The sequence below is a fragment of the Streptomyces sp. NBC_00483 genome, assembly GCF_036013745.1.
Taxonomy (GTDB): Bacteria; Actinomycetota; Actinomycetes; order Streptomycetales; family Streptomycetaceae; genus Streptomyces.
Map to the genome: position 1 here is coordinate 8061831 of NZ_CP107880.1, position 20892 is coordinate 8082722.

Sequence of the window (20892 nt, forward strand, 5' to 3'; positions counted from 1 at the left end):
GACGAAATTCGAGTGACCTCTGTCACCGGGTTCAACCGTGGTGCTGGTGTGACCATCGGCACCCTCTGGGGTGGGGGAGTGCTCGCCGAGCCGGGTGGCATGCGCCCGAACCCTTGTGGCTGTCATTGAAGTGTGCATGATCTACGACTATGGCCACCGCCAAGGAGGGCGCAGCGATCGGGCTGCGGGAGCTGCGCAAGTCGTTCGGCGAGGTGCGGGCCGTCGACGGCATCGAACTCGACGTCGCCGAGGGCGAGTTCTTCTCGCTGCTCGGGCCCTCCGGGTCCGGCAAGACGACCGTGCTGCGGCTCGTGGCCGGTTTCGAGGCCCCCTCCGGCGGCTCGATCCACCTCGCGGGCGAGGATGTGACCCGGCGCGCCCCCTTCGAGCGCGACGTCACCACCGTCTTCCAGGACTACGCCCTGTTCCCGCACATGAACGTCGAGCAGAACGTCGCCTACGGCCTGAAGGTGCGCGGCGTCCCGCGCCGGGAGCAGGCCGAGCGGGTCCGCGCCGCCCTCGCGTCCGTGCGGCTCGAGGACTTCGGCGGGCGCAGACCGGGACAGCTCTCCGGCGGCCAGCGTCAACGCGTCGCCCTGGCACGGGCGTTGGTGGTGCGCCCCCGCGTCCTGCTGCTCGACGAACCCCTCGGCGCGCTCGATCTCAAGCTGCGCGAACAGATGCAGATCGAGCTGAAGGAGCTCCAGCGCGAGGTCGGCATCACCTTCGTCCTCGTCACCCACGACCAGGCCGAGGCCCTCGCCCTCAGCGACCGCGTCGCCGTCATGAACGCGGGACGCGTCGAACAGGTCGGCACACCAAGGGAGTTGTACGAGGGCCCGGCCTCCGCCTTCGTCGCGTCCTTCGTCGGCACCTCCAACACGCTCACCGGATCCGCCGCCGAACTGCTCGTGGGGAAACCCGGGACGTTCGGCGTCAGACCCGAGAAGATCCGGGTCCTCGACGCCGGGGCCGAGCACGATCGCGCCGACCACAGCGAGGTGCGTGGCACCGTGACCGACGCCGTGTACCTGGGGGACAGCACCCGCGTCGTCGTCGACACCGACGCGGGCGTGCGCTTCGTCGTCGTACGCCAGAACACCGGAACCGCAGCCGACGCGGCCGACACGGCGGACGCTCCCGCGACGCCCGGCGCCCGCGTCCTGCTGCGCTGGCACCGGCGGCACAACGTCCCTCTGCACCAGCCAAGTTGAGTCACCCCGACGACCTGGGAGTGTTCACGTGCGCGCAACCCGGACCCTGATGGCCGCCACCGCGCTCGGCGGGCTGTTGCTCGCCACCGCCTGTGGCTCCTCCGACGACGGCGGCGGTGGCAAGAGCGCGCCCGGCGGGCAGGGCTTCACCCCGCCGAAGATGTCCGCCCCGAAGTCCCTCGGCAAGACCGAGGGCAAGGTCAACCTGATCGCCTGGGCCGGCTACGCCGAGGACGGCTCCAACGACCCCGAGGTCGACTGGGTGCACCCCTTCGAGAAGCAGACGGGCTGTCAGGTCTCCACGAAGGTCGCCGGGACCTCCGACGAGATGGTCAACCTGATGAAGACGGGCCAGTACGACGCCGTCTCCGCGTCCGGCGACGCCTCGCTGCGCCTGATCGCGTCCGGTGACGCGGCCCCGGTCAACACCGAGCTCGTGCCCAACTACCGGGATGTGTTCCCGGGGTTGAAGATGCAGCCCTGGAACTCGGTGAAGAAGGTCGCGTACGGCATCCCGCACGGCCGCGGCGCCAACCTCCTCATGTACCGCACGGACAAGGTGAAGCCCGCGCCGGACTCCTGGAAGGCCGTCTTCGACGACGCCGGGCAGCACAAGGGCCGCGTCACCGCGTACGACTCGCCGATCTACATCGCCGACGCCGCCCTGTACCTGATGAAGACCCGGCCGGACCTCGGCATCAAGGACCCGTATGCGCTCGACCAGAAGCAGTTCGACGCGGCGGTGGCCCTGCTGAAGAAGCAGAACGCGAACATCGGCGAGTACTGGAGCGACTACCTCAAGGAGGTCTCCGCGTTCAAGAGCGGCGACTCCGTCGTCGGCACCAGCTGGCAGGTCATCCTGAACACCGCGCAGGGCGAGAAGGCCCCCGTGAAGGCCGTCCTCCCGAAGGAGGGCTCCACCGGCTGGTCCGACACCTGGATGGTGTCCGCCAAGGCCGAACACCCCAACTGCGCCTACAAATGGCTCGACTGGATCGTCTCGCCGAAGGTGAACGCCCAGGTCGCCGAGTACTTCGGCGAGGCCCCCGCCAACGCGAAGGCCTGCGAGGAGACCAGCGACCCGAAGCACTGCGCGACCTATCACGCCGACGACGCCGCGTACTGGAAGAAGGTCCATTTCTGGACCACGCCCATCCCGCAGTGCCTCGACGGCCGCACCGACACCAAGTGCGTGCCGTACGCGAAGTGGGTGCAGGCGTGGACGGAGATCAAGGGGTGACGTGCCACTGACCACGAAGCGGGCCGCCGGGGCGCTGCACCGCAGCCCCCGGCTCCGCCTGTCCCTGCTGCTCGCCGCGCCCCTCACCTGGCTGGTCGTGGCCTACCTCGGCTCGCTCGCGGTCCTGTTCCTCTCCGCCCTGTGGACCACGGACCCGTTCACGTCGGACATCGTGCGGACGTGGACGCTGGACAACTTCAAGGCGCTGTTCACGACCGCCGTGTACCGCCAAGTGGCCCTGCGCAGCGTGGGTGTCGCGCTCGGCGTGACGGCGTTGTGCATCGTGATCGCGTTCCCCATCGCCTTCTACACGGCGCGCGTCGCGAAGCCCCGATGGCGCCCGCTGCTGGTGGTCGCGATCCTCACGCCGCTGTGGGCGAGCTATCTGGTCAAGGCGTACGCGTGGCGCGTCATGCTGGCCCAAGGCGGCCTGCTGGACTGGCTGTTGAAGCCGTTCGGCCTCAATGCCCCCGGCTACGGGCTTGTCGCGACGGTCCTCGTCCTGACCTACCTCTGGCTGCCGTACATGATCCTGCCGATCCACGCAGGACTCGAACGCGTCCCCGACAGCGTGCTCGACGCCTCCGCCGACCTAGGCGCCCGCGCCTGGCGCACCTTCCGTACGGTGCTGTTCCCGCTCGTCCTGCCGTCGGTCGCGGCGGGCTCCGTCTTCACGTTCTCGCTCAGCCTCGGCGACTACATCGCGGTCCAAATCGTGGGCGGGAAGACGCAGTTGATCGGCAACCTCGTCTACGCGAACATCACGCTCGACCTGCCGCTGGCGGCGGCGCTCGGCACCGTGCCGGTCGTGGTCATCGTCCTGTACCTGCTGGCGGTGCGCCGCACGGGCGCGCTCAGCAGCCTCTGAAGGGGGCCAGGCATGCATCTCTCCCGCCCCGCACGCATCGCGCTCCGCGTCGGCGCCGTCCTCGGCTTCGCCGTGATCTACGTCCCGCTGCTCCTGGTCGTCATCAACTCGCTCAACCCCGACCGGAGTTCGGGCTGGCCCCCGCCCGGCCTCACCTTCGACTGGTGGCGCGACGCCTGGCACAGCGCGGGCGCGCGGGACGCGCTGTGGACCTCGCTGAAGGCGGGCATCGGCGCGACCGCGATCGCCCTCGTCCTCGGCACGCTCGTCGCGTTCGCGGTGGCCCGCTACCGCTTCTTCGGCCGCGAGGCGATCTCCTTCGCGGTGGTCCTGCCGATCGCGCTGCCCGGCATCGTCACCGGTGTCGCCCTCAACACGGCCTTCCGCACGGTCCTCGAACCGATCGGCATCGGCCTCGGCCTGTTCACGGTGATCGTCGGCCACGCCACGTTCTGCGTCGTGGTCGTCTTCAACAACGTGGCGGCCCGACTGCGCCGCCTGGCCGGCTCGTACGAGGAGGCGGCGATGGACCTCGGCGCGGGCACCTTCCGTACGTTCCGCGACATCACGTTCCCGCTGATGCGCTCCGCGCTCGCGGCGGGCGGACTGCTCGCGTTCGCGCTGTCCTTCGACGAGATCGTGGTGACGACGTTCACGGCGGGCGCGGGCGTCCAGACCCTCCCCATCTGGATCTTCTCCAACATGTCCAGGCCCCAGCAGGCCCCCGTGGTCAACGTGGTGGCCGTCGTCCTCGTGCTGCTGTCGGTGATCCCCGTGTACGTGGCGCAGCGGCTGTCGTCGGACACGGCGGCGGGGAGCAGGGTGTGACCGGGGGCTGTGACGTGAGGCTTGTTAGGTGACCCTAACTTAACGTCGTATAAGGTGCGGGAATCAACCACCCCGGACCCAGGAGTCGGCTTGTCGCACGTCCCGCATGTCACGGACACCTACGAGGAGTTGCGCTCCCCGGAGCAGCTGCGCGAGATCCTCGGCGAGCCGTGGCCCGTCGTGATCGAGAAGGTGCACGGGAAACTCACCGAGAAGGACCGGGGGTTGCTGGCCCGCTCGCCGTTCTGTCTGGTCTCCACGTCCGACGCGGACGGCAACTGCGACACGTCACCGCGCGGCGACGGCCCCGGCTTCGCGCACGTCGTCGACGACCGCACGATCGCCCTGCCGGACCGCCCCGGCAACCGCAGGGGCGACAGCTTCCACAACATCCTCCAGAACCCGCACGCGGGCCTGCTCTTCCTGATACCCGGCGCCAAGGACGTCCTGCGCATCAACGGCAGGGCCCGCATCCTCACCGACGCCCCCTTCTTCACGGACATGGCGCTGAAGGGCGAGCCCCCGAGCCTGGCCCTCCTCCTGCACATCGACGAGATCTACCTCCACTGCCCGCAGTCCCTGAACCGCGCAGGGCTCTGGCGACCGGAGACGTGGGAGGGCGGGGCCTGAGCAGGGCCACCGCGAACCGGCGACGGTGCACGCACGCCTAGACTTGCCCCGTACGCATACACAGGAGCGCGGGACAGGAGTGGGCCAGTGACGGCAAGGGCAAGTCGGTTCGAGGATCCGTCCGCCGACGTGCTCGCCGAAGCGGCCGAGGCGTTCGCGCTGCTCGCGTCGCCGGTGCGGCTGCACATGGTGTGGGCGCTCGCGCAGGGCGAGAGCGACGTGAGCGGGCTCGCCGAGCGGGTGGGCGGCGCGCTGCCCGCCGTCAGCCAGCACCTGACCAAGCTGAAGCTCGCGGGCCTCGTACGGTCCCGGCGCGAGGGCCGGCGGCAGGTGTACTACGTCGACGATCCCGAGGTCGTGAGCGTGGTCCACCTCATGATCGGCCAGCTCGCCGAGCGCGCCGAGCAGGCGAAGGCGCCGGTGCGCCGCCTGCGTGGCGCGGGGGCCTGAAGGCCGGCCCGTGGCCGTTCCCGAACCGGCCGAGCGGACCGACGCCCTCGGATCGCTCCCGCAGCCGCGTACCGCCCCCGAAGGACCGACCGCGCTCCAGACGCTGCGCGCCCTGGACACCAGCCCGCGCGGGCTGACCACGGACGAGGCCGAACAGCGCCTGGCCCGGTACGGCGGCAACACCCTGCCCACCGCCCGGCAGCCCTCCTGGCCGCTGCGGCTGTGGCGCAGCCTGCGCGACCCCTTCACCACCGTGCTGTTCTGCCTCGGGCTCGTCTCCGCGCTCGTCGCCTCCTGGGGCACAGCCTGCGTCATCCTCGCCCTGGTGATCGTCAGCAGCGTGCTGCGCACCCACGGCGAGTACCGCGCCGACCGGGCCGGCGCCGGACTGCGCGAACTGGTCGCGGGCACCGCGAGCGTGCAGCGCAGGGAGGGCCCCGGCGACGAGCCGCGGGTGCGCGAGACACCGGTCGACGACCTCGTGCCCGGCGACGTGGTGCGCCTCGCGCCCGGCGCCCTGGTGCCCGCCGACGTACGCCTGTTGAAGGCCCGCGGCCTCACCGTGCACCAGGCCGCCCTGACCGGCGAGTCCGCGCCCGTGCCGAAGGAGCCGGCCGACCTGCCGGACGGGGACGGCGAGGGGCACCTGGTCTTCCAGGGCAGCAGCGTCGCCTCCGGCAGCGGCACCGCGGTCGTCGTCGCCACCGGCGCCGACACCCGGTTCGCCGCCGTGCACAATGCGCGGCGCGACCGGCCCGCGAGCGCCTTCGACCGCAGCGTGCACGGCATCTCCTGGGTCCTGATCCGCTTCATGCTGCTGACCCCGCCGCTGGTCCTGATGGCGAACGCGGCGGTACGCGGCCGGGGCCTGGAGACCCTGCCGTTCGCGGTGGCCGTCGCGGTCGGCCTCACCCCCGAGATGCTGCCGGTCATCGTCACCATCTGCCTGGCCCGCGGCGCCTCCCTCCTCGCCCGCTCGCACGGCGTCATCGTGCGCCGCCTCCCGGCCCTGCACGACCTCGGCGCCGTCGACGTGCTGTGCGTCGACAAGACCGGCACCCTCACCCGCGACCAGCCCGCCGTCGACCTCGAGCGCACCGACCCCGAGGCCCTGCACTGGGCGGGCGCCTCCGCCTGGTGGACCCTGCAGACCGCCGAACTCACCGACCCCGACCCGCTCGACGAGGCGCTGCTCGCGGCCACCGGGCCCGAGGACTGGGACGCGTACGACGGGGTCGACGCGCTGCCCTTCGACCCCGTACGTCGCCTGGCGACGGCCGTCGTCAAGGAACCCGGCACCCTTGGCGTGCACGTCCTCGCCGTGAAGGGCGCAGTGGCGGAGGTCCTGGAGCGCTGCGCCGTAGAGGAGGACGAGCGGGCCGTACTGCGGAAGCGGGCCGGGGAACTCGCGGCCGACGGCGTGCGCCTGCTGGCCGTGGCCACCGCACACCGCACCGCCCGCACCCGCGGCTACACCCCGGCCGACGAACGCGGACTGACCTTCCAAGGCTTCGTCGCCTTCCACGACGCCCCGGCCGACACCGCGCACGACGCCGTACGCGCCCTCGGCGAGCGCGGCGTCACCGTCAAGGTGCTCACCGGCGACCACCCGGCCACCGCCACGCGCGTCTGCCGCGACGTGGGCATCGAGCCCGGCGAGGTCGTCGTCGGAGCCGACATCGAGCACCTCGACGACGACCGGCTCGGGGAGCTCGCCGCCCGCACCACCGTGTTCGCCCGCTGCACCCCCGACCACAAGGCCCGCGTCATCGCCGCCCTGCGCGGCCGCGGCCACACCGCCGGATTCCTCGGCGACGGCGTCAACGACCTGCCCGCCCTGCGCGCCGCCGACGTCGGCGTCTGCCCCGCCGGAGGCGTCGACGTGGCCCGCGAGAGCGCGCACGTGGTGCTCGCCGACAAGGACCTCACCGCGCTCGAACACGCCGTCGTGGCGGGCCGGCACTCCAGCGCCAACATCGCCTCGTACCTGCGGATCACGCTCTCCTCCAACCTGGGCAACGTGATCGCGATGCTCGCGGCGGGCCTGCTGCTGCCGTTCCTGCCGATGCTTCCGCCGCAGGTCCTCGTCCAGAACCTGTGCTTCGACGCGGCCCAGCTCGCGCTCGCCTTCGACCGGCCCCGGACGGCCGCGCTGCGCCGCCCCACCGTGCTGCGGCCCCGGCCCTTCCTGCGCTTCATCACCGGATTCGGGGCGCTTGGCGCGCTCGCCGACCTCGCGACCTTCGGCGCGCTCGCCCTGTGCCTGCCCGGCTCCCTCGACCTCGGCGATCAACAGGGCTTCCACGCCGGGTGGTTCACCGAGAACCTGCTGACCCAGGCCCTCGTGATGCTGTTGCTGCGCACCGGCCGCCGCACCGCAGAGGGCCGGGCGCCGGGCCCCGTGCGCTGGGCGGCGACGGGGCTCGCGGCCGTCGGCATCCTGCTGCCGCTGACCCCGCTCGGCCCCTGGCTCGGCGTCTCGGGCCTGCCGCCGCTCTACTATCCGCTGCTCGCTGCGGTCCTCGTGGCGTACGCGCTCGCGCTGGTCCTGCTGCGGCGGCGGGGGAGCTGGGCGGACCTCCCGTAAAGGCGGGCCCCGGGCGGCCGGACCCGTCACCCGTAGGCCACAGCCAGGCCCGTCACCCGTACGACAGGTGGGAGCAGATGTCCTGGTCGGCCGAGCGCGCGGTGTCGGCCACGCCGGACGGCACCGTCGTCGGGGTCGGCGTCGGCGAGGCCGCGCTGCCCGGCCGGTAGTCCGCGCCGAGCACCACACCGATGCCCGGCGCCGTGCCCGCGGTCAGTTCGGCGTCGGGGAAGAGCCGGGCGACGGCGGAGGCGTGGGCCTTCTCGCCGGGGCCGTAGGTGATGGTCGTGGTGGACCGGGCCCGGTCCGCGGCGTTGCCCGTCGCCGGCACGGTGAAGCCGCGGCCGGTGAGCGCCGCGGCGGCGTCGGCGGCGAGGCCGGGGGTGGCGGTGCCGTTGTAGACGCTGACGGAGACGCCCTCGCCGGAGACCTCCCCGGAGGCGCCCTTGCCGGAGACCTCATCGGTGGCGCTCGCGCTGGGGGAGGCGCCGGCCTTGGCGCCGCCCTTCTTCCCGCTCGCGTCCTTGCCGTCGAGCGTGCGGTCCTCCTTGAGCGCCGCCCACAGCGCGTCGGCGTCCGGGTGCACGACGGCGACGCGATCACCCTCGTACTTCCAGGGGACGGTGACGAACTTGGTGTTGTGCAGGTCGACGTTCTTCAGGGACATCGCGAACGCGAGCAGCTTGTCCGCGGATCCGAGCCCGGGGTCGACGGTCATCGACTTCGTGGCGGCGTCGGCGAGCGGCAGCAGCCTGGTCGGGGTGAAGCCGTCGGACTTGATCTTCTTGATGAGGCTGGAGACGAAGGACTGCTGGCGCTGGATGCGGCCGATGTCGGAGCCGTCGCCGATGCCGTGCCGGATGCGGACGTAGTCGAGCGCCCGCTGCCCGGAGACGGTCTGCTCGCCCTTCTTGAAGAGGCGCTTGCCCTGCGTGGGCCGGTTCGGGTTGAGGTCGTTCTGGTAGACGTCGTTCGGCAGGCAGACCCTGACGCCGCCGACCACGTCGGTGAGCTGCGAGAAGCCCTTGAAGTCGACGACGACGGTGTGGTCCACGCGCAGCCCCGTGAGCTGCTCGACGGTGTTCTGGGTGCAGGCCGGATTTCCCTCGGCGGTCTGGCCCGTCGTATAGGCCGCGTTGAACATCACGTCGGTGCGTGTGCTGCTCCACGTACCGTCGGGCAGCTTGCACGGCGGGATCGTGACCAGGGTGTCGCGGGGGACGGAGACGCCGACGGCGTGCCGGTGGTCGGCGTAGACGTGCAGCAGGAACGCGGTGTCCGAGCGGCCGATGTCGTGTCTGTCGCCGCCGCCGAGATCGCTGTTCCCGCCGGTGCGCGCGTCGGTGCCGATCACCAGGACGTTCTCGCCCTTGGACGTGTCGGCGGGGCGGTTCCTGGACAGGCCGTCCGAGCCGAACGTGTCGATGTTGCCGTTCAGCTTCAGGTACAGCCACCCGGCCCCGCCGGTGATCAGGACGAGCATCGCAAGGCCCGTCACGAGTGTGATCCGCAGTCGGCTGCGCTTACGCCGTCGCCCCATACCCATGCCCTTGCTGTCGGTCCACTCATTGGTTGTACAGTTGCGCAATGTAGCAAGCGCGGCTGTGGGGGTGGCACGTCCACCCCGGCCGCGGTCCGACCACGACAAGAGGTGAACGCCATGTTCCGAAACGCACTGGAGCCCTGGCACCTGTTGGTCCTGGGCGTCGTGATCATCGTGCTCTTCGGGTCCAAGAAGCTGCCGGACACCGCACGCTCCCTGGGCAAGTCTTTGCGCATCCTCAAGAGCGAGACGAAGGCCATGAAGGAGAGCGACGAGACCGCGGCACCACTGTAAGCGGGCCACTTTAAGTATTGCGCAAGTGTTGGAAATGATGTGGAGGTAGCAGCTGTGGGAGTTTCCCTGGGCAAGGGCGGCAATGTCTCGCTCAGCAAGGAGGCGCCGGGCCTGACCGCGGTGACGGTCGGCCTGGGCTGGGACGTGCGCACGACGACGGGCACCGATTACGACCTCGACGCGAGCGCCCTGCTGTGCGACGCGTCCGGGAAGGTGCTCTCGGACAAGCACTTCGTCTTCTACAACAACCTCACCAGCCCGGACGGCTCCGTCGAGCACACCGGGGACAACCTCACCGGTGAGGGCGAGGGCGACGACGAGAGCATCAAGGTGAATCTCGCCGGGGTGCCCGCCGAGATCGACAAGGTCGTCTTTCCCGTGTCGATCCATGACGCCGAGCCGCGCGGCCAGAGCTTCGGCCAGGTCCGCAACGCGTTCATCCGCGTCGTGAACCAGGCGGGCGGCGCCGAGATCGCCCGCTACGACCTCTCCGAGGACGCCTCCACCGAGACCGCGATGGTCTTCGGCGAGCTGTACCGGCACGGGGCGGAGTGGAAGTTCCGCGCCGTGGGCCAGGGCTACGCCTCGGGCCTCGCCGGCATCGCGCAGGACTTCGGCGTCAACGTCTGAGGCACGCGCCGCTCCGGCGCCGCCCGCCCCATGAGCGGGGCGGGCGGCGCCTGGTACGACACCATCCGACCGCCCGACCAGAAGGCACCGCATGTCCGTGAACCTGGCCAAGGGCCAGCAGATCAGCCTCAGCAAGGACTCCGGCGACGCCCTGACCGTCGTACGGATGGGACTCGGCTGGCAGGCCGCGCCCCGCAAGGGCTTCCTCGCCAAGCTGACCGGCACCCGTGAGATCGACCTCGACGCCTCGGCCGTGCTCTTCGCCGGGCAGAGCTATGTCGACGTCGTCTTCTTCCGTCACCTCGTCAGCGAGGACGGCTCGGTGCGGCACAGCGGCGACAACCTCGTGGGCGGCACCGGGCAGGCCGACGACGAGTCCATCACCGTCGAACTCCCGCGCGTCCCGCGCGAGGTGGACCAGATCGTCTTCACCGTGAACTCGTTCACCGGCCAGACCTTCGCCGAGGTGGGCAGCGCGCACTGCCGCCTCGTCGACGAGACCACCGGGCAGGAACTCGCCCGCTACACCCTCGCGGGCGGCGGCGGCCACACCGCGCAGATCATGGCCAAGGTCCAGCGCGAGGGCGCCGGCTGGAAGCTGAGAGCGATCGGGGAGCCGGCGGCGGGCCGGACCTTCCAGGACCTGATGCCCGCGATCACCCGCCACCTGTGAGCCTGACGACCGCCCCGGCCCGTACGGAGGTGAGGGCGGCCAAGGGCCGGGACGCGTTCCACGACAACGCCAAGTACCTGGCGATCGTGCTCGTCGCGATGGGGCACGCGTGGGAGCCGCTGCGCGACGACAGCCGCGCGGCGGCCGCGCTCTACACCACGGTCTACGCCTTCCACATGCCGGCGTTCATCGTGATCTCCGGCTACTTCTCGCGCTCCTTCGACGCGAGCCCCGGCCGGCTCAGGCGGCTGATCACGGGCGTGGCCGTGCCGTACGTCGTCTTCGAGGTCGCCTACACCCTCTTCAAGCGGACGGCGGGCGACGACCCGGACTATCCGATCAGCCTGCTCGACCCCTGGTACCTGACCTGGTTCCTGATCGCGCTCTTCGTCTGGCGGCTGACCACTCCGCTGTGGAAGGTGATCCGGTGGCCGCTGCCGGTGGCGCTCTCCATCGCGGCGCTCGCCTCCGTCTCGCCCAGCATCGGCGACGACCTGGACCTGCAACGCGTCCTGCAGTTCCTGCCGTTCTTCGTCCTCGGACTGTGCCTGAAGCCGGAGCACTTCCAGCTGGTGCGCCGCAAGGAGACGCGGATCCTCGCGGTGCCGGTCTTCGCTGCGGCGCTGCTGTTCGCGTACTGGGCGGTGCCGCGGATGAACGCGGCCTGGTTCTACCGCCGCGACAGCGCCCAGGAGTTGGGCGCTCCCGGCTGGACCGGTGTGGCCATGACGCTGGCCATGTTCGGCTGCTCGGCGATCCTGGTCGCGTGCTTCTTCGCGTGGGTGCCGGGGCGCAGGCTCTGGTTCACGGCGCTCGGCGCGGGCACGCTCTACGGCTATCTCCTGCACGGCTTCCTCGCCAAGGGCTCCCGCTTCTGGGACTGGTACGAGGTCGACTGGGTGCACACCCCGTGGGGCGAGATCGTGGTGACACTCATCGCGGCGACCGTGATCACCGCGCTGTGCACACCACCGGTGCAGCGGACGTTCCGGTTCGTGATGGAGCCGAAGATGGAGTGGGCGTTCAAGCGGGACGCGGCCGAGGTGGCGCGCAGCGGCTGACAGCCCGTCAACTCATAGCCGCAGTGACTGACAGCCCGTCAACTCACAGCCCTGTCTGTCCCTTTGCGGCCGCTCGCTGTGCCTGCGGCGAGCAGCCGAACCAGCGGCGGCAGGAGCGGCTGAAGCTGCTCTGCTCGCTGTACCCGAGCACGTCGGCGAGTTGGGCGAGCGGCATCGCCGTCGTGCGCAGATACCGGTCGGCGAGTTCGTGGCGCACGTCGTCGACGATCTCCTGGAACGTCGTCCCGTGCGCCGCCAACTGCCGTTGCAGAGTGCGGGGGTGGAGGGCGAAGCTGTCCGCCACGTCCTCCAGGCTGAACCGCCGGGTGGGCAGCGCGCGCTTGACCGTGCTGCGCACCTCGGCGGGCAGTCCGTTGCCGAGGGCGCCGCCGACCATGCCGCTCAGATACTCCAGGGCGAGCCTGCGCACCGCCGGATCGCTGCCCTCGACCGGGCGGTTCAGCACGCCGGAGGAGAAGCGGAACCCCCAGTGGTCCTGCTCGACCGCCACCGGGCAGCCGAAGTAGTCCTCGTACGTGGCCGTGGGCGCCGCGGGCCGGTGCAGGAGGGACGCGGAGAACGGCGTGAACTCCGGCCCGATCAGGATGCGGAAGATCTGCAGGCTGGTGCCCAGGGACAGTTCGCCGATCTGTGCCACGTCGATCAGCGTGCGCAGCACGCGCGGGCGGATGCGGAAGTGGTACTCGGTCTCCGCCCCCGCCGTCTCCACGGCGATCTCGATCGCCGGACTGTACTGGTAGAGGAACCGGGCGATGCCGTCCAGCGCGTCGCCCACCGACGTGGCGTGCCGCGCGATGACGCCGACCGGGCCGAGGATGTCCAGGCCCTGGTGCGCGGAGAGCCGCAGCCCGAGGTCGGGGCAGTCGTGCCGCCTGGCCGCGAGGTCGAGGACCGTGACCAGCGCGCGGTACGAGATGTAGTCGTCCGGGTCGCTGATCGCCTCGGGCCGGATGCCGGCCTGCCGCAGCAGCGGTTCGGCCTGCCCGCCGAGCGAGCCCACCAGCGCGGGAAAGCCGGTGAGGGAACTGGAACGGATCAGCGAACTCATGTCGCCAAGTGTCAAATTCTTGTCGTCCGACGTCAAGACGTGACGGGCAATGAGTCGCAAGCTGGGGGCCATTCACTTTTCCGGATCCGGAGCAAGGGAGCCCTCGGATGCCCGTCGACTTCGACGTGTCAGGCAAGACTGTTCTCATCACCGGTGGCCGTGGGGGCATCGGCGGCGCGATCGCCGCGGCGTTCGTGGAGGCCGGCGCACAGGTGATCGCCACGGATGTCTCACCGGTTCCGGCCGAGCCCCGCAAGGGCATCGACGACCGCGTCCTCGACGTGCGCGACGCCGACGCCGTCACCGCTCTCGCCGAGGGCCTCGACCGGCTCGACGTGCTGGTGCAGTGCGCGGGCCGCGCCGTGCCCATGGAGGAGTACGAGCTGGCGACCTTCGAGGAGGTCATCGGCATCCACCTCACCGGTTCGTTCTCGATGGCGACCGCGCTGCGCCCGCTGCTCGCGGCCTCCGGCGGCAGCGTCCTCAACGTCGGCTCCATGTACAGCTACTTCGGCTCCCCGCTGGTGCCCGCCTACGGCGCCGCGAAGGCCGCCGTCGTGCAGCTGACGAAGACCCTCGCGCTCGCCTGGGCCGCCGACGGCATCCGCGTCAACGGCATCGCGCCGGGCTGGATCCGCACCGCCATGACGCAGTCGCTCGACGCCCTGCCCGAGGCGGCGCAGGCGATCGTCAGCCGCATCCCGAGCGGGCAGCTCAGCGAACCGGAGGAACTGGCCGGCACCGCCCTGTTCCTGGCCTCGCCCGCCGCCCGCCTGATCAACGGCGTGACCATCCCGGTCGACGGCGGATACAGCGCGAGCTGACCCGCGTCCCGCTGCGGTCCACGTCCTGCCGTCCCGTCGAATGAGGAACCCCATGACGATGCAAGCGGTCATCCTGAAGGACAACGCGCTCGAACTCGCCGAGGTGCCCGTCCCCGAACCCGGCCCCGGCGAAGTCCTGGTCAAGACGCTCGCCAACGGCATCTGCGGTTCGGACCTGCACTGCGTGACGCACAGCCACGCGCTCGCCGCCGGTGTGAAGGCCGTGACCGGCGCCGACCTGCTCGACCCGGCCAAGCCGGTCGTGATGGGCCACGAGTTCTGCGCCGAGGTCGTGCGGAACGGTCCGGGCACGCAGGGCACGCACCAGCCCGGCGCGCGGGTCGTGTCGCCGCCCATGCTCGCCCGCCCCGCCCCGGTCAACCTCGGCTTCGGCGGCGTCGAGGCGCCCGGCGGCTACGCCGAGTACATGGTGCTCACCGAGGCGCTGATGATGCCGGTGCCCGACCACCTGTCCAGCGAAGTGGCCTCGCTCACCGAGCCGTTGGCCGTCGCGCTGCACGCCGTGAACCGTGGCGCGCTCGGCGCGGACGACGTCCCCGTCGTCATCGGCTGCGGCCCGATCGGCCTCGCCGTCATCGCCGTACTGAAGATGCGCGGCGTAGGACCGATCATCGCCGCCGACTTCTCCCCTGCGCGGCGCGTGCTCGCCGCCGAGATGGGCGCCGACATCGTCGTCGACCCGCGCGAGACCTCGCCGTACGACTCGTGGCACGAGGTCGCGGCCGTCGACGACCAGGCCCGCTACGGGCGGCAGACCGCGCTCTTCCCCGAGCTGCCGTTCCGCCCGTCGGTGGTCTTCGAGTGCGTCGGCGTACCGGGCGTCATCCAGCAGGTGCTCGCCGGCGCCCCGGCCTGCTCGCGGGTCGTCGTCGCAGGCCTCTGCATGGCCGAGGACACGTTCCTGCCGACCTTCGGAGTGCTCAAGGAGATCGACCTGGTCTTCTCGCTCTACTACTCGGTCGAGGAGTTCGCGCAGACCCTCGGCCACCTCGCCGCCGGGGAGCTGCGCGCCGAGCCGCTCATCACCGGCCGGGTCGGTCTCGCCGGTGTCCCGGCCGCCTGCGCGGGCCTCGCCGACCCGGAGAAGGACGCCAAGGTCGTCATCGTCCCTGGACTCTGACCGACCCCAACCGACCAACCCCAACACCCGTACACACCACACGAATTGAGGAGACAGCAGATGGCCGACCAGCCTTCCGCCGCCAAGCTTCCCGTCATGTCGCTCCCGCAGGGCGAGCTGCTGACGCTGAACGTCAACGACATCCCCGTCATCAAGGACTCGCTCGGCCCGGGCATCCACTACCAGCCGCTCTTCCTCGACCCCGAGGTCGGCGTCTGGGTCGTGCTCGCCCACTTCGCCCCCGGCGCCGAGCTGCCGATCCACCTGCACACCGGCGCCGTGCACGCCTACACCCTCAAGGGCTCCTGGGCCTACCGCGAGTACCCGGACCAGCCGCAGACCGAGGGCTCGTACCTGTACGAGCCCGGCGCCTCGGTCCACAAGCTGTACGCGTCGGAGGACAACACCGAGGACACCGTCGTCCTGTACGTCGTCTACGGCGCCAACATCAACTTCACGGACGAGGGCCAGTTCCACTCCGTCCTGGACGCCGTGACCATCCAGGGCCTGACCCAGCAGCTCGCCGCCGCGCAGGGCCTCGACGTCAACTACCTGACGGGCGGCGCCGCCCGCTACGCCACCCCCAAGGAGGCCTGAGCCGCATGGGTGCCACCGGAGCCGCCCGCGAGGCGGGAGGGGTGCCGCCGGGCACGGTGATGACACCGGAGTTCGCGCGGCTGCTCGCGCGGGACATCTATGTGTGGGGCTGGCCGATCGTCAACGCCTTCCACCGCCGCGCCTCCTTCGCCGCGGCTCCGGAACCCGGCCTCGTGGACGGCGTCCTGCCGGCCGCCCCCATCGGCCATGTGGCGATGCTGACCGGGTACGTCGACCCGTCGCAGCGCTGGGTGGCCCACCCCAACCAGGACGTCGTCTACGGCTTCGGCTACGGCGCGGTGGACGACGACCCGGTCGTCATCCAGGTGCCGGACTTCGGCGACCGCTACTGGGTCTGCGCCCTCTACGACGCCCGCAGCGAGGAGTTCTCCCGGCTCGGCCTCCAGTACGGCACCGGGCCGGGCAACTACCTGGTCGTCGGCCCGCGTTGGGACGGCGAGGTGCCCGGCGGCATCACCGAAGTGCTGCGCTCTCCCACCGAGCTGGTGGCCATGGGCCCCCGGGTGTTCCTGGACGACACCCCCGAGGACCTGGAAGCCGTCCAGCCGCTCCTCAACCAGATGGTCATCCATCCGCTCAGCGCCCACGCCGGCAGCCCGCGGACCGTGGACTGGCGCAAGGTCCCGCACTTTCCCGGCGGGGACACCTCGGCGGGGGAGCGCCAGTGGGTCGACCCGGAGACGTTCTTCGACGAGCTGCCCGGCGTCCTCGACCGGGTGCCGCCGCTGCCGGGTGAGGAGTCCCGGTACGCGATGATGCGGGCGCTGCTCGCCGCGGCCGACTCCGACCCCGACGTCGCGGCGGCGGCGCGGGAGGCCGCCGTCGAGACGGAGGCCGCGGTCATCGCGCCGCTCTTCCACTTCCGTACCAACGGCACACGCCTGGACGGGGGTTGGAACACGCCGCTCAACGTGGCGCGCTGGGGCTTCGACTACCTGACGCGCACGGCGACGGCGAAATCCAACATGTACGTCAACCAGCCCGAGGAGACCCGCTACTTCTTCCTGGAGTACGACAGCCAGGACCGGCGCCTCGACGGCGACAAGCGCTACACGATCACGTTCCCGCCCGGGCAGGTGCCGCCGGTGGACGGCTTCTGGTCGCTGACGCTCTACAACCCGGAGCACTTCTTCGCCCCGAACGAGCTCGGCCGCTACTCGCTCGGAACGAAGAGCGGGTCCATGACGTACGGGGCCGACGGCTCGCTCACGCTCCACATCCAGCACGAGCCGCCCGCCGAGGGGCAGCGGGCCAACTGGCTGCCGGCTCCCCGCGGCGCGTTCGAGCTGACTCTGCGTGCCTATTGGCCCAAGTCCGTTATTGCCGACGGGAGTTGGACGCCGCCGCCGGTGCGTCAGGTGTGAGGCGGCAGAAGGCCCCGGGTGCGAATTCCGCGCCCGGGGCCTTCTGCCGTTGCCGCTCTACTGGAGCGAGGCCTTGGCCTTCGCCTCGCCCACCGGGTCCCGGTGCGCGTCGTCGCCGCTGTCCAGGACGGCCTTGTGGATGCGGCCGCCGGTGAACACGCCGCGGTCCGTGCCGTAGTCGCCGGTGACCGGGTTGCCGTTGTCCTCGCCGATGTCGAGGCCGTCCGTCATGTGGTAGATGAACGGCACCGTGTGCTCCAGGCGGGTCGAACCGGCCGGCTTGCCGTCGACGAACAGCTCACCGAGGCCGCCCTTGCCGACGCCCCCGCCGTCGTACGTGAAGCGGTAGCGCAGCTCGTGCCGGCCCGGGGCCAGCCGCTCCGGCGCGGCGATCTCGTACCGCTCGACGTCCACCCAGCTGTAGTGGAACACCGGCACGCCCTCGCGCAGATACAGCGCCCAGCCAGCGAACCGGCTGCCCTGCGCCACGATCACGCCGCGCGCCGGTTCCTCGGCCACCTCGATGTCCGCGGTCAGCGTCCAGGAGCGGTTGCGGGTGGAGGGCAGCACCGACTCGTGCAGGGCGCGCATGCCCGGGTAGAGGGAGACCGACGTCGTGCTGCCGACCGTGGGCCGGCCCACCTCCTCGCTGAAGACCCGGGTCGCCTTGCGGTCGTCGAGCGGGAAGACGTTGTACTTGCCGCCCTCGATGAGGAACAGCTCCTTGAGCCGCTCCAGCTTGTCCGGCATCTCGCCGGCGAGGTCGCGCGCCTGGGCGTGGTCGCCGGGCGCATACAGCTCCCAGGTGTCCTCGCTGAACGGCCGCTGCTCGCCAGCGAGTTCCCACGGCACCTCGTGCTTGGTGCAGGCGGACCAGCCGTCGTGGTAGATGCCGCGGTTGCCGAAGATCTCGAAGTACTGGGTGGTGTGCCGCTCGGGAGCGTCCGCGTCGTTCAGCGCGTACGCGAACGAGACGCCCTCCATGGGCTTCTGTGCCACGCCGTTGACCGACGTCGGCTCGGGGATGCCCGCCAGGTCGAGGAGGGTCGGCGCCATGTCGTTGACGTGCGTGAACTGCTCGCGGATACCGCCGGGTCGGGTGATCCCGGCCGGCCAGTGCACGATCGTGCCGACGCGCGTGCCGCCCCAGTGGGAGGCCATCTGCTTCGTCCACTGGTACGGGGTGTTCATGGCGTGCGCCCAGCCCACCGGGTAGTGGTTGTAGAGGCTCGGGCCGCCGAGCTCGTCGACGCGCTCCAGCATCGACTCCACGCTCGCGGGGACGACGTTGTACGTCGCGTACTCGTTGACGCAGCCGTCGGGACCCGCCTCGGCGCTGGCGCCGTTGTCGCCCATCACGTACAGGATCAGGGTGTCGTCGAGCAGGCCCATCTCCTCCAGGGCGTCCACGACCCGGCCGACCTGCGCGTCGGTGTGCGTCGCCATGCCGGCGTACGCCTCCATCATCCGCGTGTAGAGCCGCTTCGCGTCCTCGGACTGGTCGGCCCAGGCCTGGATCTCGTCGGGCCGCGCGCTCAGGTCGCAGTCCTCGGGGACGATGCCGAGGTCCTTCATCTTCGCGAGCGTCCGCTCGCGCTGCTCGTCCCAGCCGTGGTCGAAGGCGCCGCGGTAGGCGTCGATGTACTCCTGCGGCGCCTGGAGCGGTGAGTGGCAGGCGCCGAACGCGAGATAGCCGAAGAACGGCTGGTCGGGGGTGACGGCCTGCTGTTCGCGGATGTCGGCGATGGCCCGGTCGGCGAGGTCCTCGCTGAGGTGGTAGCCGGGCTCGGTGGGGGTGGCGATCGGGGTGGTGCCCTCGTACAGGTTCGGATACCACTGGTCGGTCTCTGCGCCCATGAAGCCGTAGAAGCGCTCGAAGCCCTCGCCGGTCGGCCAGCGGTCGTAAGGGCCCGAGCGGGAGGTCTCCCAGACCGGAGTCTGGTGCCACTTGCCGAACGCGAAGGTGTTGTAGCCGTTGCGGCGCAGGATCTCAGGGATCGGGGCGCAGGAGTCGGGCCGGGAGGACGTGTATCCGTCGTGGCTGGTGGCGAGTTCGGTGATGCCGGCGGCACCGACGGTGTGATGGTTGCGGCCGGTCAGCAGCGAGGCCCGGGTGGGCGAGCAGATCGCCGTGGTGTGGAACCGGTTGAGGCGCAGGCCACCCTCCGCGAGCCGCTCGGCGGTGGGCATGGAGCACGGGCCGCCGTACGAGGACGAGGCGCCGAAGCCCATGTCGTCGACGAGGATCATCAGCACGTTGGGGGCGCCCTTCGGCGGGCGGATCCGATCCAGCGGCGCGGGCTGCGCCGCGTCCCGCACGTCCATCGGTGTGGCGTGCGGACGCTTCGGCTGCTGGATCGGGAGGGTGGCACGGTAGGCCGGGTTCACCACGGGGGTGGTCCTTTCGGGATGTGCGGGTGGTGCGGGTGGTGCGGTGGGACTCGCGGGTCAGGCGTCGGCGGGGCGTACGTCTGGAGCCTTCGCCAGACCCGCGACGGCGCGGCGGTAACGCAGCACCAGCGGAACGGTGGTCAACAGGAGCAGGCCGGGCAGGACGGAGAAGCCGAGCCGCAGGCCTTCGAGGGCGGTCGCCGACTGGGTCACCGGATGGTCGAGGGTGGCGGACGCGTAGCCGGTCAACGAGAGGACGACCGTGTAGCAGAGCGGGCCGAGCGCGTGCCCGGCCGTGTCGACCGCGGTCCACACGCCGGACAGCACGCCCGCGCTGTCCTGTCCCGTGCGCTCGGCCTGGTAGCCCATGCAGTCGGTGAGCAGCGCGTACATCGCGACGAGGCCGGCGGACTGGCCGAGCGCGGGCAGCACGCTCGCCACGACGACGGCCGTCGTGCTCGCGCCCACGGCGACGTACAGGGCGAGGCCGCCGGCGATCCACAGCGTGAGACCGGCGAACAGCACCGGCACATTGCCCCAGCGGCGCGCGAGGGCACCCGCGACGGGCACGCCGAGCGTGGAGCTGAGCGCGAACACCAGGAAGACGGTGGCCTGTTGGTCTTTGCCGCCGAGGAAGTACGTGGCGACGTAGGGCAGGCCCGTCAGCATCATGACGGTGAACACGAAGTACAGGAACAGCACGCCGGCCAGGAGCACGAACGGCTTGTTGTCCCTGGCCGTACGGAAGGCCTCGCGCAGGGACCGTACGTCGACGGAGGGACGCGAGCGCACGTCACGCGTGGTGGCGACCGGCAGGAGCAGCACGATGAGCAGCACCACCCCGATGATCACGGCCATGGTCCGGTACGCGGCCGGGGTGCCGTCCTTCGTGAGCAGCGGTCCGGCGACCCCGCCCACCAGCATGCCGAGCGTGAAGAAGAACGTCCGCCAGGTCATCAGCCGGGTCCGTGCCTCACCGGACTCGGCCATCTCGGCGGGCAGCGCGGTGAACGGCACCTGGAAGCACAGGTAGGCGGCGGACGCGGCGAGGAACGCGGCGAACACCCACAGGGCGGCGGCATCGCCGCGTACCGGGGAGCTGAAGGTGGCGACGAACGCGAACGGCAGGATCACCGCACCCGAGGCCATCAGCCTGCGGCGGCGCCCGGTGCGGGCCGCCTCACGGTCGCTGACCGCGCCGAACCAGGGGCTCGCCACCAGGTCGAACAGCTTCGGCACGGCGACGACGAGCCCGGCGAGCGTCGGCGGAACCCCGAGCGCGTCCGTCATGTAGATGAGCAGCAGCAGGCCGGGCAGCGTGTTGAAGGCGTTCGACGCGAGGGCGCCGACGCCCCAGCCGGCCATCCGGCGGGCGGTCAGGGGCCGCGAGTTGACCATGTCGTGCACCGTTCTTCGCGGGGGCCGTGAGGCCCTGGGAGCAGGCGTGTGCCACACGATCGCTCCGAT

Annotated in this window: 18 protein-coding genes and 1 pseudogene; 15 read left to right on the forward strand and 4 right to left on the reverse strand. The window is 71.0% G+C overall.

Going from position 1 to position 20892, the window contains the following annotated elements; all coding sequences use genetic code 11:
* Nucleotides 1-149 precede the first annotated feature (149 nt).
* The 7 genes from OHA73_RS35950 to mgtA all read left to right on the forward strand — a co-directional run bounded on the left by OHA73_RS35950 (nt 150) and on the right by mgtA (nt 7817).
* Entirely contained in the window at nt 150-1214 is a 1065-nt protein-coding gene (locus OHA73_RS35950; protein ID WP_267068454.1) for an ABC transporter ATP-binding protein, read from the forward strand.
* 28 nt (nt 1215-1242) lie between these two features.
* Nucleotides 1243-2454: an ABC transporter substrate-binding protein gene (locus OHA73_RS35955; RefSeq protein ID WP_327657221.1), complete on the forward strand. Its 1212-nt coding sequence runs from the start codon at nt 1243-1245 to the stop codon at nt 2452-2454.
* A 1-nt stretch (nt 2455) separates the two neighbouring features.
* Complete coding sequence (locus OHA73_RS35960) at nt 2456-3322, forward strand: ABC transporter permease (RefSeq protein ID WP_443063167.1); 867 nt, start codon at nt 2456-2458, stop codon at nt 3320-3322.
* Nucleotides 3323-3334: 12 nt separating this feature from the next.
* A complete protein-coding gene (locus OHA73_RS35965; protein WP_327657222.1) occupies nt 3335-4150 on the forward strand; it encodes an ABC transporter permease in 816 nt (271 codons plus the stop codon).
* A 90-nt stretch (nt 4151-4240) separates the two neighbouring features.
* Entirely contained in the window at nt 4241-4780 is a 540-nt protein-coding gene (locus OHA73_RS35970; RefSeq protein WP_327657223.1) for an MSMEG_1061 family FMN-dependent PPOX-type flavoprotein, read from the forward strand.
* 87 nt (nt 4781-4867) lie between these two features.
* Nucleotides 4868-5230, forward strand: a complete 363-nt coding sequence (locus OHA73_RS35975) for an ArsR/SmtB family transcription factor (RefSeq protein WP_266715755.1) — start codon at nt 4868-4870, stop codon at nt 5228-5230.
* A 10-nt stretch (nt 5231-5240) separates the two neighbouring features.
* Complete coding sequence (gene mgtA, locus OHA73_RS35980) at nt 5241-7817, forward strand: magnesium-translocating P-type ATPase (protein ID WP_327657224.1); 2577 nt, start codon at nt 5241-5243, stop codon at nt 7815-7817.
* A 52-nt stretch (nt 7818-7869) separates the two neighbouring features.
* Here the strand turns inward: mgtA and OHA73_RS35985 are convergent, their stop codons facing one another.
* A complete protein-coding gene (locus tag OHA73_RS35985) occupies nt 7870-9363 on the reverse strand; it encodes an LCP family protein (protein ID WP_443063168.1) in 1494 nt (497 codons plus the stop codon).
* A 114-nt stretch (nt 9364-9477) separates the two neighbouring features.
* On the opposite strand from OHA73_RS35985, the pseudogene tatA reads away from it, so the two are divergent.
* The 4 genes and pseudogenes from tatA to OHA73_RS36005 form a co-directional block, all read left to right on the forward strand.
* Nucleotides 9478-9639, forward strand: a pseudogene (gene tatA / locus OHA73_RS35990) (Sec-independent protein translocase subunit TatA); the annotation flags it as partial.
* 69 nt (nt 9640-9708) lie between these two features.
* Complete coding sequence (locus OHA73_RS35995) at nt 9709-10284, forward strand: TerD family protein (RefSeq protein WP_267068449.1); 576 nt, start codon at nt 9709-9711, stop codon at nt 10282-10284.
* Between the two features lie 91 nt (nt 10285-10375).
* Entirely contained in the window at nt 10376-10957 is a 582-nt protein-coding gene (locus OHA73_RS36000; RefSeq protein WP_327657226.1) for a TerD family protein, read from the forward strand.
* Nucleotides 10954-12018, forward strand: a complete 1065-nt coding sequence (locus OHA73_RS36005; protein ID WP_327657227.1) for an acyltransferase family protein — start codon at nt 10954-10956, stop codon at nt 12016-12018. Before OHA73_RS36000 ends, OHA73_RS36005 begins: the two co-directional genes overlap by 4 nt.
* Nucleotides 12019-12061: 43 nt before the next feature.
* Here the strand turns inward: OHA73_RS36005 and OHA73_RS36010 are convergent, their stop codons facing one another.
* Nucleotides 12062-13087, reverse strand: coding sequence for an AraC family transcriptional regulator (locus OHA73_RS36010; RefSeq protein ID WP_266715768.1), 1026 nt, complete (start codon nt 13085-13087; stop codon nt 12062-12064).
* A gap of 107 nt (nt 13088-13194) precedes the next feature.
* Here OHA73_RS36010 and OHA73_RS36015 point away from each other — a divergent pair, with 107 nt between their 5' ends.
* The 4 genes from OHA73_RS36015 to OHA73_RS36030 are packed head-to-tail and all read left to right on the forward strand — an operon-like array spanning nt 13195 to nt 17034.
* A complete protein-coding gene (locus OHA73_RS36015) occupies nt 13195-13911 on the forward strand; it encodes an SDR family NAD(P)-dependent oxidoreductase (RefSeq protein WP_266715770.1) in 717 nt (238 codons plus the stop codon).
* Between the two features lie 52 nt (nt 13912-13963).
* Nucleotides 13964-15052: a zinc-binding dehydrogenase gene (locus OHA73_RS36020; RefSeq protein ID WP_267068445.1), complete on the forward strand. Its 1089-nt coding sequence runs from the start codon at nt 13964-13966 to the stop codon at nt 15050-15052.
* 60 nt (nt 15053-15112) lie between these two features.
* A complete protein-coding gene (locus OHA73_RS36025) occupies nt 15113-15649 on the forward strand; it encodes a 2,4'-dihydroxyacetophenone dioxygenase family protein (protein ID WP_266715774.1) in 537 nt (178 codons plus the stop codon).
* A 5-nt stretch (nt 15650-15654) separates the two neighbouring features.
* Nucleotides 15655-17034: a DUF1254 domain-containing protein gene (locus OHA73_RS36030; protein ID WP_327657228.1), complete on the forward strand. Its 1380-nt coding sequence runs from the start codon at nt 15655-15657 to the stop codon at nt 17032-17034.
* A gap of 57 nt (nt 17035-17091) precedes the next feature.
* Here the strand turns inward: OHA73_RS36030 and OHA73_RS36035 are convergent, their stop codons facing one another.
* Both OHA73_RS36035 and OHA73_RS36040 read right to left on the reverse strand, forming a co-directional pair.
* Entirely contained in the window at nt 17092-19425 is a 2334-nt protein-coding gene (locus OHA73_RS36035; protein WP_327657229.1) for an arylsulfatase, read from the reverse strand.
* A gap of 57 nt (nt 19426-19482) precedes the next feature.
* Nucleotides 19483-20823: an MFS transporter gene (locus tag OHA73_RS36040; RefSeq protein WP_327657230.1), complete on the reverse strand. Its 1341-nt coding sequence runs from the start codon at nt 20821-20823 to the stop codon at nt 19483-19485.
* Between the last annotated feature and the right edge of the window lie 69 nt (nt 20824-20892).